13 protein-coding genes and 1 pseudogene are annotated in these 13,918 nt (G+C 62.1%); 5 read left to right on the top strand and 9 right to left on the bottom strand.

The genetic code is table 11. From position 1 onward, the window contains the following. Positions 1-2 precede the first annotated feature (2 nt). Positions 3-863: a UbiA family prenyltransferase gene (locus tag RBH26_RS18685; RefSeq protein WP_306759891.1), complete on the top strand. Its 861-nt coding sequence runs from the start codon at positions 3-5 to the stop codon at positions 861-863. A gap of 53 nt (positions 864-916) precedes the next feature. Here the strand turns inward: RBH26_RS18685 and RBH26_RS18680 are convergent, their stop codons facing one another. Next, positions 917-1,189: a hypothetical protein gene (locus RBH26_RS18680; protein ID WP_306759890.1), complete on the bottom strand. Its 273-nt coding sequence runs from the start codon at positions 1,187-1,189 to the stop codon at positions 917-919. 1,061 nt (positions 1,190-2,250) lie between these two features. After that, a complete protein-coding gene (locus RBH26_RS18675) occupies positions 2,251-3,429 on the bottom strand; it encodes a redox-regulated ATPase YchF (RefSeq protein WP_306759889.1) in 1,179 nt (392 codons plus the stop codon). A 113-nt stretch (positions 3,430-3,542) separates the two neighbouring features. Between RBH26_RS18675 and RBH26_RS18670 the strand changes: the two are divergent. Continuing rightward, positions 3,543-3,632, top strand: a pseudogene (locus tag RBH26_RS18670) ((2Fe-2S)-binding protein); the annotation flags it as partial. A 170-nt stretch (positions 3,633-3,802) separates the two neighbouring features. On the opposite strand, the gene RBH26_RS18665 reads toward RBH26_RS18670, so the two are convergent. After that, positions 3,803-4,246 carry a hypothetical protein gene (locus RBH26_RS18665; RefSeq protein ID WP_306759888.1) on the bottom strand — a complete coding sequence of 148 codons (444 nt, stop codon included), beginning with the start codon at positions 4,244-4,246 and terminating at the stop codon, positions 3,803-3,805. A 186-nt stretch (positions 4,247-4,432) separates the two neighbouring features. Between RBH26_RS18665 and RBH26_RS18660 the strand changes: the two genes are divergently transcribed. Then, on the top strand, positions 4,433-5,164 hold the full coding sequence (locus tag RBH26_RS18660) for a GNAT family N-acetyltransferase (RefSeq protein ID WP_306759887.1): 732 nt from the start codon (positions 4,433-4,435) through the stop codon (positions 5,162-5,164). Between the two features lie 94 nt (positions 5,165-5,258). On the opposite strand, the gene RBH26_RS18655 is transcribed toward RBH26_RS18660, so the two are convergent. The 4 genes from RBH26_RS18655 to RBH26_RS18640 form a co-directional block, all read right to left on the bottom strand. Next, positions 5,259-5,831 (bottom strand): hypothetical protein, encoded by a 573-nt coding sequence (locus tag RBH26_RS18655; protein WP_306759886.1) that lies wholly within the window; start codon positions 5,829-5,831, stop codon positions 5,259-5,261. Between the two features lie 449 nt (positions 5,832-6,280). Next, positions 6,281-6,964, bottom strand: a complete 684-nt coding sequence (locus tag RBH26_RS18650; RefSeq protein WP_306759885.1) for a helix-turn-helix domain-containing protein — start codon at positions 6,962-6,964, stop codon at positions 6,281-6,283. Positions 6,965-7,274: 310 nt separating this feature from the next. After that, positions 7,275-7,571 carry a hypothetical protein gene (locus RBH26_RS18645; protein ID WP_306759884.1) on the bottom strand — a complete coding sequence of 99 codons (297 nt, stop codon included), beginning with the start codon at positions 7,569-7,571 and terminating at the stop codon, positions 7,275-7,277. A gap of 136 nt (positions 7,572-7,707) precedes the next feature. Further along, positions 7,708-8,100 carry an SPW repeat protein gene (locus RBH26_RS18640; RefSeq protein ID WP_306759883.1) on the bottom strand — a complete coding sequence of 131 codons (393 nt, stop codon included), beginning with the start codon at positions 8,098-8,100 and terminating at the stop codon, positions 7,708-7,710. Positions 8,101-8,522: 422 nt separating this feature from the next. Between RBH26_RS18640 and RBH26_RS18635 the strand changes: the two genes are divergently transcribed. Then, complete coding sequence (locus tag RBH26_RS18635; protein WP_306759882.1) at positions 8,523-8,762, top strand: hypothetical protein; 240 nt, start codon at positions 8,523-8,525, stop codon at positions 8,760-8,762. A gap of 26 nt (positions 8,763-8,788) precedes the next feature. Here RBH26_RS18635 and RBH26_RS18630 read toward each other — a convergent pair whose 3' ends face one another. Continuing rightward, the gene (locus RBH26_RS18630; protein ID WP_306759881.1) at positions 8,789-12,145 is read right to left on the bottom strand and encodes a PAS domain S-box protein; all 3,357 of its coding nucleotides are present in this window, start codon (positions 12,143-12,145) and stop codon (positions 8,789-8,791) included. A gap of 180 nt (positions 12,146-12,325) precedes the next feature. Between RBH26_RS18630 and RBH26_RS18625 the strand changes: the two genes are divergently transcribed. Next, positions 12,326-12,520: a hypothetical protein gene (locus RBH26_RS18625; RefSeq protein WP_306759880.1), complete on the top strand. Its 195-nt coding sequence runs from the start codon at positions 12,326-12,328 to the stop codon at positions 12,518-12,520. A gap of 425 nt (positions 12,521-12,945) precedes the next feature. On the opposite strand, the gene RBH26_RS18620 is transcribed toward RBH26_RS18625, so the two are convergent. After that, positions 12,946-13,695, bottom strand: a complete 750-nt coding sequence (locus RBH26_RS18620; protein ID WP_306759879.1) for an aquaporin — start codon at positions 13,693-13,695, stop codon at positions 12,946-12,948. Positions 13,696-13,918: the final 223 nt, after the last annotated feature.

Raw genomic sequence — 13,918 nt, 5'->3', positions numbered from 1 at the left:
TCATGGCCCTCGCGAGAGCAGCGACCGGCGTCGGTCCGACGGTTCGGGCGTACCTGTCACAGGTCCATCCCGTCTTCATGACGCCGCCGCTTGCCGCCTCCCTGTTCGGTGCGATCCTCGCCGGCGATTTCGAACCGACACTCGCTGCAATCCACGTCGTCGCGATCTTCGCCGCGGTCTACACCGCCCACGTCAAGGACGGCTACATCGACTTCTACGTCCGCGGAGAGGACGACGACCACCCCTTGACCGAACGGGGCTGTCGGGTCGGGCTCGCGCTCTCGACGGCAGTCGCGTTCTGCTGTACGATCTTGCTGTGGGTGTTCGTCGACTGGGTCGCCGCCGCGTTGACGGTCCCGACGTGGGTGATCGCTTACCACCACGCGCCACAGCTGGATACGAATCCCGTGACGGCGACGACGGGCTACCCGCTCGGAATCGCGCTTGCAATCCTCGGCGGGTTCTACGTCCAGGCCGGGACAGTCGCTCCCGTCGCCGTCGGGTTCGCGCTCGTCTTCCTCGTGCTCCTGTCGGGGATCAAAGTCGTCGACGACACACAGGATTACGCATACGACCGCTCGATTCAGAAACGAACCGTCGCGGTCACTGTCGGCCCACGACGGGCGTACACCGTCGCCTACGGCCTCATGGTGACGGCACTCCTGATCGTCGTCGGCTTCGCCGTCGCTCGAGTCTTCCCACCGACGGCGGTCCTCGCGGCGCTTGCCTTCGCCGCCGTCGCCGCGATCGCCCGCCGCGCCGAGCCGGAACTGGCCACGATGTTGTTGATTCGGGGGTCGTACGTCTTCCTGGCCGTCCTCGTCTTCGCCGTCTGGTTCGAACCGCTTTCGGGACTCGGATGACGTCGAACTTCGACTGTGAGAACGTGTGCCGGGCGATCCGCGAGCGATACCAGTTAGGCGAGTTCGACGTAGCCGAACTGCCAGAGCGCAAGCGCCAGCAACCACATGACGACGCTTGCGATCCCCAGACCGGCAAAGAGCAGGCCGAACCACGACCGCTCCATCACGTTCGTCAGCTTGACCCCGCTGTAGGCCGCGACGATACCGACGACCGGGACGAAAAACAGCGAGATGACAGTCGAGACGATCGCTCCCCACAGGTGCGTCTTGTTCTTTTCGTGTGCCCGATGGATGTCCTCCATCAGCGTCGGTGTTTGATTTTCCATCGTCCTCTCGAGGCAGTAGACGTTCGACGATATTAAACTGACTGGTCAGTCAGCACCGTATCGAACCCACGACGGGACGTGGTCGCTCTGGATGCGGGCCCAGCAACCCAAAGGATATACCGACTGACAGCAGCCCGTCGTGTATGTCGAGTCGATTGTCACTCGTTGGGGTCGGATTTCTACTGGGTGGCGTGGTCGCCGTGGTTTGTATCGCGATTTCTTTCCCTGAACTGCCACTCTCGACGTGTATCGACGTCGGGTACACTGGTGATGAACCACCCGGCTGGTTCGAGTTCTATGAGTTCCATCTCGGCTGGATGGGATATTCACCGGACGGGGGCGCCAATCGATGCGACACGCCGATCGTGACTGTCGCCGTCGGATTACTCGCTGTCGGGGACTACTTCTGAGTGCACACAGTGTCCACAACATATAAACTTCATTTTGATCTGTTTCGATCTTCATGATCACTACAGATGCAAACTGCTCGCTTCGCTCGCAGTTTCTGAATCGGCCGGCGCAGTGTTCGAGACGCGCGACAGCGCGTCTCTCTGCGGTACGGCGAAGACACCGCGAGCGTAGTGAGCGGTAACTGAGACGTCTGTACTGATCGACACACCCATCTAAAACGTAGAGCCGTCCTATTAGAATATTGTCAGTTGGTGCTGACGATCTTGATTACCATATCTGAGTACACACAGTGTACACAACGTATAAACACCATCTTGATCTGCTTCGACCTTCGCGGTCACTGTAGATGCGAAGTGGTTAGTTAGAAGCGAAATATGTATTATAAGCTCAGAAATATGATAGTCTAATGTCCATAGATTCCGAGAGGCAGAGCGATATTCTACTGATGCTCTTTTCCGTACAGTTTACGATACTTATTCTACTGGTTCCGTGGTTATGGCCACTTCTTCTCTTTCCGGCACTTCTCACGCTACACATAATGAAATCTGAGTATCACCGTCGATTGAACGAAGAACAACTCCGATAATTCCTCCGCCTGTCCCGATCATCACGCCCGCGTAAAACGCAGAGTCTTATTTGTTACAGTACAATCAGTTAGTAGATACGATCTTGATCACGTCACCCTCCTCGAGTTCGTAGTCTTCGCCGACTTCCCGATCAGTCTTGGCGTTGACCGCGTGCAGGTAGCCATCGCCGATGTCGGAGTGGACGGCGTAGGCGAGGTCGACGGGCGTCGATCCGTCCGGGAGCAGGTGGGCGTCGGGGAGGATATTGCCGCTGCCGTCGGACCACTTCGAGGCGTCTTCGACGGGGTAGGCGGTGATGTGCTCGAGCAGGTCGTAGACGGCGTGGTTGAGCGCTCCCTGGACGCCCGTGCCGCCGTACTCGGCCATCGCCTCGGTGAGGTCCTCGAGGGCCTCGCGTTGGGCGTCGCTGACCTCGTCGCCGATCTCGACGGTCTCGTCGCCAGGATCGTAGTCGACCAGTTCGTTGTCCGCGGCCCGTCGCAAGGCGAGTTCGCCCTCCGCGGTGGTTGGAATCACGGGTTTGTCGAGGTCCAGCAGTTTCTCGACGTGGTCTTCGGGAGCGACGTCGATTTTGTTCGCCGCGACGACGATCGGCTTGGTCCGTTCGCGGACCAGCCGGGCGAGTTCCTCGCGGTGGGTGTCTTCCCACTGGATCGGGTCCTCGGGGTAGTCCAGTTCCCGCAGGACGGTCGCGATCTGTTTCGGCGAGGCGCCAAAGCCCGAGAGCATGTCTGCCAGCGCGTCGTCGATGTCGAAATCGGGCGAGCGCGATTTCCGTTCGACGGCCTCCCAGTTGCGGTCGACGATGCCGGCCAGCCAGAGGTCCATCTCCTCCTCGATGAAGTCGATATCCTCGAGCGGGTCGTGTTCGCCGATGTCGACGGGTTCGCCTTTCTCGTTGGTCCCGCCGGAGGCGTCGACGACGTTGACGATCACGTCGGCGTTGGTCAGCTCGTCGAGGAACTGATTGCCCAGGCCCTTCCCTTCGTGGGCGCCCGGAACCAGCCCCGCGACGTCGATCAGTTCGATCGGGACGTATCGTTTGCCGTCCGCACAGTTGTCTGCGTTACAGCGATCCTCGCGTTCGAGACAGGGACACTCCGTCCGGACGTAGCTGACGCCGCGGTTGGCGTCGATCGTCGTGAACGGGTAGTTGGCGACGTCGACGTCGGCCATCGTCGCCGCGGTGTAGAACGTAGACTTGCCGGCGTTTGGTTTTCCGGCAAGCGCGATCGAAAGCATACCAAGCGGTACTCGCGTGGCCCAAAACTGCCTTTCGATTCTGGGGATCTCGATCGTCGTCGAGCCGTCACGTGCGGGGAAGATCGAAGGTGTTCGAAGCCGAACGAACAGGTATGCCGACCATCGAGTTTCGCGGGCGCGAGATCGAGTGCGAACGCGGTCGGATCCTCCGCGACGTCCTCCTCGAGGCGGGGGAGTCGCCGGAGCCCGTCGACGAGAGCTGATACGGGCTACTGTCCCGCGGTCCCGCCGATCGCCAGGGCGGGGGCGGCGAGCGGCGGACAGTGACGACAGGAGACCGTATGGTCGTGGGTCCGAACTCGGAGCGAACCTAGAGTGGCGAGTCACGAACGCGACGGCGAAGCGACGACCGTCAATCGGCGCGGGAACCGCGCGTCGCGTTCGACTCGGCCTCGAGGACACGGTGTGCGTAGAAGACCACCGAGAAGTCCTGGGGACTCGGAATCGCACAGGCGAGCCAGCCGACTGCGAGTGCCAGCACGATCGGCGAGTCGGCTGGAACGCTCCCACCGATACCGAAGGCGAAGACCGGGGCGGCGAGGGAAAGCGGCGCGAGCGCTGCAACCCGAAGCGCGTGCGCCGAATCCCGTCCCGTTGGGTGGGGGTGGACGACGGCCAGCGGACCGCTCGTTACGAATCCGCCGACACCGTCGGTCCGTCCAGGGAGATAGGAGAGCGTGTAATCGATACCGAAGAGGCGCAAGACGAGTGCGTGTGCCAGTTCGTGGACGACCAATCCGGCGGCTACCGCGAGGGCGAGGGCAAGACCGGCGACGACCAGTTCCGTTCCGAACATGGGGACACGCGAGAGCTACCAGTCCGCTCTCACGCACTCGACGTGATGAACGGAGGCTGGAAGTCACGTCGGATTCACCAGTTCTCCTATTAAGTCCTCGCGGTTGCCAAGGAGTCGGATGTGTGCCACTACGGGTATGGACCGAGCTGCAGCAGGACTAAGTATTGTGGTGGGATACCACACATCATGGAAACGACTGAACCGCTCGAGTTCGGCCACGCGGACCGAAAGGCGATCTACGAGTACGTCGAGCGCCACGGCGCGGTCGACCCGGACGACGCACAGTCGGAACTGGATATCGAACCTAGCGGCTTTCGACATCACGTCGCGATCCTCAAACGCGACGGACGCCTCGAAGGGGAAGACGGCAAACTCCGGGTGACGATCGACGCCGGGGCCGAGGAGGAGTACGTCTCGGAGGATCTCGAGTTTCACATCCGGCCGGCCAGACAGGAGGACCTCTCGGGGGTCGTCGGCGCCATCAGACAGGTCGCCGAGGAGAAGACCTATATCGAGGCCGAGAGCGTCGCCGACGAGATCGACCACGAGGAGGCCCTGCTCCGACACAACGACCTCGAGGCGCGAATGTTCTTCGTCGCGACTGTCGACGACGACGTCGTCGGCTGGGTTCACCTCTATGCGCCAGAACTGGAGAAACTCTCCCATACCGCGGAACTGACCGTCGGCGTCTTAGAGGAGTATCGCGGCCACGGGCTCGGCTCGCATCTCCTCGCGCGGGGGCTCGAGTGGGCAGGCGCCAACGGGTACGAACGGGTCTATCAGAGCGTTCCCGCGAGCAACGAGGATGCCATCGCGTTCCTCGAGAAACACGGCTGGGAGACCGAAGCGATCCGTAAGGATCACTATAAGCTCAACGGCCACCACGTCGACGAAGTGATGATGGCGATCGAACTGTAGTCGATCGTTTCGTACGGACGGAACTAGACCCGGCACACCCCGGCTCGAGTGGGGCGGGCCGTTGGAACAGGGGCCGTATCGAGACCGAGCGGTGTCACGCCAGTTCCGTATAAGCGTGACCCGCAGTCACGGCACCGAACGCCGTCACGACGAGCAGTGCCGTGGTACTCCAGGAGATCGGTGTGGTGCCGGTCGCAGTCGCTGCGACCGCTAGTCCACAGCAGCCGACCGCCCCCGCGTACCGGCCGAGCCACGGATCCATCGACGATGGCTCGAGTTCCGACAGAAACGGATCGAACTGGGCCGCAAGCGGGGTCGATTCGACGGTGCCGCGGTTCTTGTCGTAGTCGACGACCCCTGCGGTGTCGAGTTTCGGGAGGTGGGTCTGGTACAGCGAGATGTAGACGCGCTGGCGCTGATCCGAGGTCAGGTTCTCGACCGTCGTGTCGTTCTCTCGGGCGGCGATCCGCTCGGCGAGCGTCCGGACGGTTACCGGTTCGTCGCCGCCCTCGAGATGCTCGAGAACGCGGCGGCGGCGACTCGTCTGCAAAATGTGAAAGATCTCGTCTGGCTCGAGGTCGTCGTCAGCCTCCGACCGACCAGTCGACTGTGCTCCGTCCGATCGTGTTCCATCGGTATGTCCGAGCCGGGCTGCGCTGTCCGCCATTGTCGATACTGATAGCTCCTGTGGCGGTAGGGAAGTATCTTGGCCGTCTCACGCCGCCCTGTTCGTTGTACGATCGTCGTCGGACGCTCGAAAACGAGGTGGGGGCCGATTATTGTCGACCCCAACGTCGTCGGTCACGGCCACACAGCCACGAGTGACCGCTGTGATTGAGCACGAGTGATCCACCGGCGCGTCGTATTGCACTCGGTAGCGTCGCGGGTCGGCAGTCCTGCCGACACTACTGCTATGGATGCGTCAGGTAATAAAGCTAGTTGTTGCGGTTAGTATATCTTTTGATCGAGAATAGCTGAACGATCGTCCACTCACACCCCTTCGAGGGTCGACATTGTTATTATTTGGAAACGTGGTTAGGGATCGACATCGAGAACGCTGCTGCTCTGCTGGCCTCGCGTCTCGAGTCAACCGAGCCTCGAGAACCGAGCCACAGACTACGGGTCGATCGCCGTCGGTGTCATTCCGTCGGTCAACTCGGCGCTGACGAGTGCGGCCTGGGACCGACGGAGCCGTTCCGAAAGCGCCTGGTGTGAGATGTCTAGTTCCGCGGCCAACTCCTTGAGCGTGATCTCGCGCGGGATATCGAAGTAGCCGAGTTCGTGGGCCTTACAGATCGTCTCGTACTGGGTCTGGGTCAGCGGCGTCTGTGCGCTTGCGACGTCATCGACCCCTGCGAGGCGCCTGACCTCCATCCGGAACTCGTACTGCTCGAACAGCGCGTAACACTCCGAGAGCGCCTCTCGGTCGTGAAACAACAGCGTCACCGACCACGAGCCGTTCTCCCCGCACGCCTCGAGGATCGCCCCGTCGTTTTCCATGACGATCTGCTCGAACAGCTTGCTCTCCGCACCGAACTCGAGGCGGAACAGCCAGCGTTCATGGTCGATCGAAGCCCCGTCCGTTTGGGTTTCGTCGCCTAACGTCGCGATGACGTCGACCGACGGATCCGCCTCGAGTGCTTCGCGAACGGTCTCCCGGTCCGGTCCGGAGACCCAGACCAGCGGCGGTGTGTCACCGATCATGCCACCGATCTCGAACTCGAAGGTCGAGACACGGTCGAATGTCTGGGCAGCGCCGAGACGGTCGGCCGGAATCTCGAGTTCGACGACCGTGGTCATCAACGGGACCCACCACAGAGACGTATAGACCCGTTGGGTTTCCGGTAGCCTTTCCCGCCACCCAATTCGCGTGAGTGTTCTCGAGACTGAACTGTAACCTTAAATAATGTGTGTCCAGGGGCGTTTTCAGAGGAATTTTCAGTCGTCTATTATACCAAAAAACTATACTATTCGGAGCGATAAGGTTACGTGACCAAGCCCGCCGCCTTGGTCGACAGGGAATAGAGGCGGCCGCGGCGCGTTTTTCGATCGACATCGACCGAGTCAGCGTCGACCACCGGTCACTCGACGGCGACGATGGAGGGGCCGATCACAACGGCCGGCGGTAGCCACACACCGGACACGCCATCACGTCGTCGCTGATCAGGAGATAGCTCCGGTCACAGCGGTTGCACGGACACCCGACGTCGACGTTTGCCACTCGAGCGACGCCACGTACCGTGTTCTCGAGGCGCCCCAGCTCGGATTCGAGCCGATCCACTCGGGTGAGTACGTCTTCGGGTCGCGCCGGCCGCTCGGGGTCCGACGGGTTGGTGCGGGACCGATCCGATCGAGTGACTCGATCGGCATGCCTCCGCTCGTCCGTCCGTTGGGGTCCAGGCGTCATCACGGACCGTACGCGGCCGACGAGAATATAGCTTCCCTCACGATCGATACCGACCGATCATACGGTTTCCTGACGAACCGCCGGTAGACCCGTAGAGCGATCGCGGTTGGCCCGTAACTGACGACAGCAGTCCGTCTCAGACACCGGTCGCTCTCGACTGTGTCAGCTGCCAGCTCCCGTAGACGCTGCTACCGGCCAGGATCACGACGAGGATGCCGGAGATCACGTTACTCCAGAGCAGTCGTTCCCCGACTTCGAAGACGAACGGCGCGGCGACGATCCAGAGTCCGAGCAGGGCAGCAACCAGTGGGGCTGCGATCGCTGGTAGCCGCCCGCCGTCGGGCCAGGCCGCGGCGTAGGCGGCAATGGCAGCGATCGCCGCTCCGACGACGACGTTGTTCAGGACGATCGCCCCGGTTCCAGTCAGTATGACACCGGACCAGAGAACCCACGCGCCGATCACGGCGGCGAGTCCAGCCGTCCGCACCGGAATCGGCGATCCATTCGTTGTCGTTCGTGTGTCGCTCATAGCCGAGCGTACACCGCCGAGTGCACTAAACGTAGGCCCCGCATTGTTCTACCCGTGATATGAGTGTCGGCTCGATACGTTCGCTCGTCCTGTACTGTCGGACAGCACGGTTCACCGGTCGGTCCCACGACTGCGGCCGTTGCCGACGGTGACGGCCGCGACGTCGCGACCGACGGCTCACTGCCTGCTGTCCGGCAGTATAACACGTTTGCGTCCCAGCCGGTCCTCACTCGAGGCCGATCACACGAGTTCGATCAGTGATTGCACCAAAAATATGTGATAGTTGGTAATTTTATCGTTGGTCTTGATTCCGGATAACACACCTCTATTTCGGGGCGTCAGCGCCTGCCACGGTTGTAATTACCTGGTAATATCTCAGCGGTTCGACACCGTTTTTGCCGTCCAGCTCCTTTGTTCTCGTAATGACGTCCCCGCCCTCGACATCCCGATCCCGGCCTCCCGGCAGCCCCAAGGCAGTCCTCCATTGCTTCGACTGTGGTCACGAGAGCCACATCGACGGCGACTGGATCGTCCGCGAGACCGACGGCTGTATCGTCTACCGCTGTCCCGACTGTGAGACGACGATCTCGGTCCGCCCACGCTCGTCGAACGCTTGCGAACGCGACGGCGCCGACGGGCTGGGGTACTGCATCGGCGACTAACCACGTCCTTTCTCGAGTTCGTTCGACTATTCGTCTACTGCGGGCAACGTAAACGAGAACGTCGAGCCATCGCTCGGTTCGGAGTCGACCCAGATGCGACCGCCGTGGCGTTCGACGATCCGTCGACAGAGCGCCAAGCCGATCCCAGTGCCCGAGTGGTCCTCGCGACTGTGGAGTCGCTGAAACACCTCGAAGATCCGGTCCGTCTCGTCGGGATCGATCCCGATCCCCTCGTCGCGGATCGAGATCCGCCACTGGTCGCCGACTCGCTGGGCACCGACGTGGATCCGTGGCGGCTCGTCGCCGCTGTACTCGATCGCGTTCGACAACAGGTTCTGGAACACCTGCCGAAGCTGGCTCGGATCGCCCTCGACACGGGGCAGGTCCTCGGCGGTGATCTCGGCGTCGGTGCTCTCGATTCTGAGTCGAAGGTCTTCGAGGACGTCCTCGAGAACGTCGTCGAGGTCGGTCGGCTCGAGCGGGTCGCCTCGCGTCTCGACCCGGGAGTACTCGAGGAGGCCGTCGATCATCGCGCGCATGCGGTCGGCGCCGTCGATGGCGTACTCGAGAAACTCTTCGCCGTCTTCGTCGAGGACGTCGGCGTACCGGCTCTCGATGAGTTGTAGATAGCTCGAGACCATTCGCAGCGGTTCCTGGAGGTCGTGGCTGGCGGCGTAGGCGAACTGCTCTAACCGCTCGTTCGATTCCTCGAGTTTGCGTTCGTACTCCTTGCGTTCGGTGATGTCCTGGACCATCACCATCCCCGCGTGGATCTCGCCGTCGGCGTTTCGGACGGGTAGCGTGTGGACGACCAGATCGCGGCCGTGGTACTCGGCCTCGAACGTGTTCGACTCGCCCTGTAAGGCGGCCTCGAAACACGAGCCGTACTCTGCGACGAGCTCGTCCGGATATCGTTCGGTGATGGCGTTACCGACGACCATGTCGGGATCGATCCCCAACTCGTCTATCAGTTCGCCACCGACGACCGTGTAGGTGAGTTCCTCGTCGTAGAGGCCGACTGCGCCGTTGGGGAAGTGTTCGACGAGGGTCTGATAGCGTCGCTTGCTCTCCTCGAGGGCCCGCTTGCGTTCCTTGCGCTCGGTGATGTCCTGGGCGATCGTCATCCCGCCGAAGACGGTGCCGTCGCTGCCGGTCAGTGGGACGATACGGACGACCCACTCCCGACCTGCGTACTCGACGTCGACGACCCGTCGTTCCCCCTCGAGTGCATCCCGGAACGCGGTCCCGAGTCGTCTGGCAGGCTCGTCGGGCCAGACTGCTTCGACTGTTTTCCCTTCGACGTCGTCCGGCGCGACTGGGAGGTCGCCGAACGCCTCCCCCGCAGCGAGCGTGTATCGACACTCGTCGTCGAACATCGTGACGATGCCGTTGGGGAAGTTCTCGGCGAGCGTCCGATAGCGTTGTTCGGACTTCCGGAGTTGTTGCTCGCGTTTTTTCCGTTCGGTGACGTCGCGGTCGGAGACGATGATAGAGACCACCTCGCCGTCCTCGTCGGTAACGGGTCTGAAGAACCCACTGAGCGTGTACTCCTCGCCGTTCGGACGGGTGAGCGATGTCTCGAACTCGACGTACTCGCCGTCCGCCGCCCGTTCGGTCCTCCGCTTGATCTCCGGCTGGACCGCATCGCCCTCGCCCCACCACGGTGTCTCCCAGAACGGCTCGCCGGTCACGTTCTCGAGGTCGGCATCGATGTACTCCATCGCCGTCTCGTTGATGTCGAGTACCGTCCCGTCGGGCTCGAGTAACCCGACGAGGATGTTCGGATCCTGGAAGATCGCCTCGAACCGCCGCTCGGTTCGCTCGAGTTCGCGTTCTCGCTCGACCCGCTCGGTCACGTCCCGGAAGTAGACCGACAGCCCCGTCTCCGACGGATAGGCGTGGACCTCGAACCAGGCGTCGTTCGACGGCGCGTACGCCTCGAACGAGACTGCCTCCTGGTCCGTCATCGCCTCCCGGTACCGGTCTTCGAAGACGGTTCCCTTGAGGTCGGGAAAGGCCGTCCAGATGTCCGTCCCGAGCAGATCGTCCTGGTCGGCATCGAGGATCTGCTCGGCTCGTTCGTTGACGTGGGTGAACCGACATTCCTCGTCGAGCGCGTAGAACGCATCGGAGATCCGACCGAAAACCCGCTGGAGTTCGTTCTCGAGTTCCTGCTCGCGTTCGTACCGGTCGGTCATATCGCGGGTGACTTTCAGGAATCCCCGGAGACTTCCGTCGTCGTTCCACACCGCCGAGATCGTGACCGACGCCCAAAACCGGCTTCCGTCTTTCCTGACGCGCCATCCCTCGTCTTCGACTGATCCGTCCTCGATCGCCGCCTCGAGGTGCTGCTCTGGAACGTCCGCCGCCCGGTCGGACTCCGTATAGAACGTCGAGCAGTGTTCGCCGAGGATCTCTTCAGTCTCGTAGCCCTTGATCGCCTCGGCACCGTCGTTCCAGCTGACGACGTAGCCGTCCGGGTCCAGCCGAAAGATGGCGTACTCCTCGACGGCATCGACCAGTGACTGGAACCGCTCTTCGGTCTCCTGGCGGGCCCCCTCGGAGCGCTTTCGGTCCGTGATATCGTAGTAGAGTTCGATCCGTCCGCCTGCGTAGGGACCCGACTCGAGCGGCGTGCTGTAGTGTTCGAGCCAGCGTTCCGCACGGTCCTCGCCGGCCGTGACGCGACACTCGAACTGCTCGATGTAGCTGTTGTCTTCGTAGGTTGCGATGACTGTTTCGGCAAATTGCTTCGGATCGGCGAACGCGTATTTTATCGTGTCGTCGATCAGTTCGCGCTTGTCTCGGCTGACGATTTCGGCGCGCTCGAGGCCGAAGTAGCGTTCGATCGTCTCGTTGACTCGCGTGACGGTACACTCGTCGTCGAGGACGATGACGCCGATGTTTGCCTCCTCGAGGACGCTGGTCAGCGAGTCATAGGAGGATTGTGTCGTCTCGATACTGTCCGACCGCTGGGGACACTCCCGAGCGACACCGATAGTCCCCCTGAACTCGCCGTCGGCGACGAGGAGATCGATGTCCAGCTCACAGTTGATCCACTCGCCGTCGGCGGTCTCGACGGACAGCGTCAGCGTGTCGAGTTCGTCCACTCCCTCCGCGAGGTGGCGCTCGATCTCGCGTTCGATTCGAGACACGGTCGCATCTTCGAGGAGCACGGAGACGTGTTCGCCGAGGAGTTCGTCGCGGCCGTAGCCAGTCAACTCGACGAAGCCGTCGTTGATCGCAACGAACCGGCCGTCGGCGTCGAGACGGTAGACGCCATCGGAGACTCGATTCGCGAGTCGCCGGTACGCCCGGCGGACGACGCCGCTGTTGGCCTCTCCCCAGAAGCCGTCTTCCTCGGCGCCGAATCGTGTGCTCATACCTTCTGATGGATCCTGAAGCAGTTAAAACGACCGCCGGCGACGAATAGCGGCGGAATGCGGGAATCTAGGCCCTGCGCAGCCGATGTCTCACTGACGACTGTCCGGCAGTATAACTTCAGTAGTTCGGTTCTCGTTTATCCGACCGATTTATCAGGAGTATCTCCAGTTATTTCAGTTATGGACGATTCGACTGCGATTACTGCTGGCTTCGTAGCATTGGTCGCGGGAGTCCTCGCCATCCTCGCCGGCGTCTTCCTCGGTGGCGAACTCACACTCGTTGGTGCTGGCGGGACGATCATGGTGCTCAGCGTCGGTGGGTTCGTCCTCGCGGCACTCGAGGACGACCACGGCGCTTCGGCTGGGGCACACTGACCGGCGGGCGTTCGACCACGCACGTCCGAACGAGGGTCGTCGTTCGGGTTCCCGCTTCTGTCGGAACGGTATCGAATCGCCAAACCGTTGCTGTTCTGCGTCGCGAGTCGCGGCCCGGACCACCGCGGGCCACGGTTCGCGGCTCTCTCGAGTCGATGTCGACGGCTTACCCGTCGTCCACGACGGCCGCGTTATCCACCTCGGCGTCCACAGTGGCCGCTTCGTCCTCGAGAGCCTGGAGACGAACTGTGTCAGCCGCGCGCTCCAGCCCCGAGTGAGACGACTGAGACGGACTGCTGTCCCGCGGTCCCGCCGGTCGCCACATGGGGGCGGCGGCCAGTGACGACAGGAGACCGTATGAAAACAGTTCGGAACCGAAGCGGGTTCCGTCGATCCTCGATACCTCGAACGCGTTCGGCTCGCAGCTACGATTTCGCGACCGAGTCGTCGAGGACTGTATCGTCGCTGGGTTTTGGTTTCGCTTTGTCGATGAGCGTCGGTCGCGGCCAGAGGTAGCGCCACATGAGACCCGCAGCGATCCCGCCGAGCATCGAGGCGAACATGAACATGACGGCGTCGAACGGCTGGATGCCGGCGATACCCGACGTGAAGATGCGAGCGAGTGCGACCTGCGGGTTCAAAAATGCCGTCGAGGCCGTTCCGATGATACCCATGCCGACGGTAAAGCCCACCGCGAGACCGATCCAATCGCTCTCCTGGCGGATCAGGGAGATGATGACCGACGCGAGGACCACAGTCCCGAGGAACTCGGCAACCCAGGTAGACGCCGGTCGCTCGACAGCGGAGATGGCAAACACCTCCCACCCGATCGTGCTCACAACGGTCAATCCCGCTAGCCAGACTCCGGCGAGCCCCCCGAGGAACTGCACGGGAATGTACTGTCGGGCAGTCTTTGCGTCCACGTCGCCGGTCACCAGCAGCGCGACGGTGACTGCTGGATTTACGTGGCCACCGCTGATCGGCCCGATCATCTGGACGACGACGAACAGCCAGCCGGCGGTCGCCAGCCCGATGAACAGTACGCCCATACTCGGACTCGCCTCGAGCATTCCGTCGGCGAGTAGCCCCGACGACACAAGGATGAAGACGAGCGTCGCGGATCCGAAAAATTCCGCGAGGAGTTTCTGCCTGGTGGTGAACTCACTGGAAGTCATTATCTAACGCATGGGTCTCGAGCGGATATAGCACTCTACCCCAACCGCCGGACGGCCGCACTGTCCGGATTTTCGGACAGCGACGGGTTGACCTCTCGAGCGATACAGGGACGCCAGCTCGAGTCCGAGCCGTCGCTTGGTCGGGTTACTCAGCGTCGATAGTACCCAGCTTCTGCAACAGGTGTCACCGCACGGCTGCATTCCGCTAGTACACGCGATTGGG

Origin of the sequence: Natronolimnohabitans sp. A-GB9 (genome assembly GCF_030848565.1) — an archaeon.
Taxonomy (GTDB): domain Archaea; phylum Halobacteriota; class Halobacteria; order Halobacteriales; family Natrialbaceae; genus Natronolimnohabitans.
The sequence above is the reverse complement of the archived record's forward strand: the minus strand, read 5'-3'. Positions and strand labels throughout refer to the sequence as shown.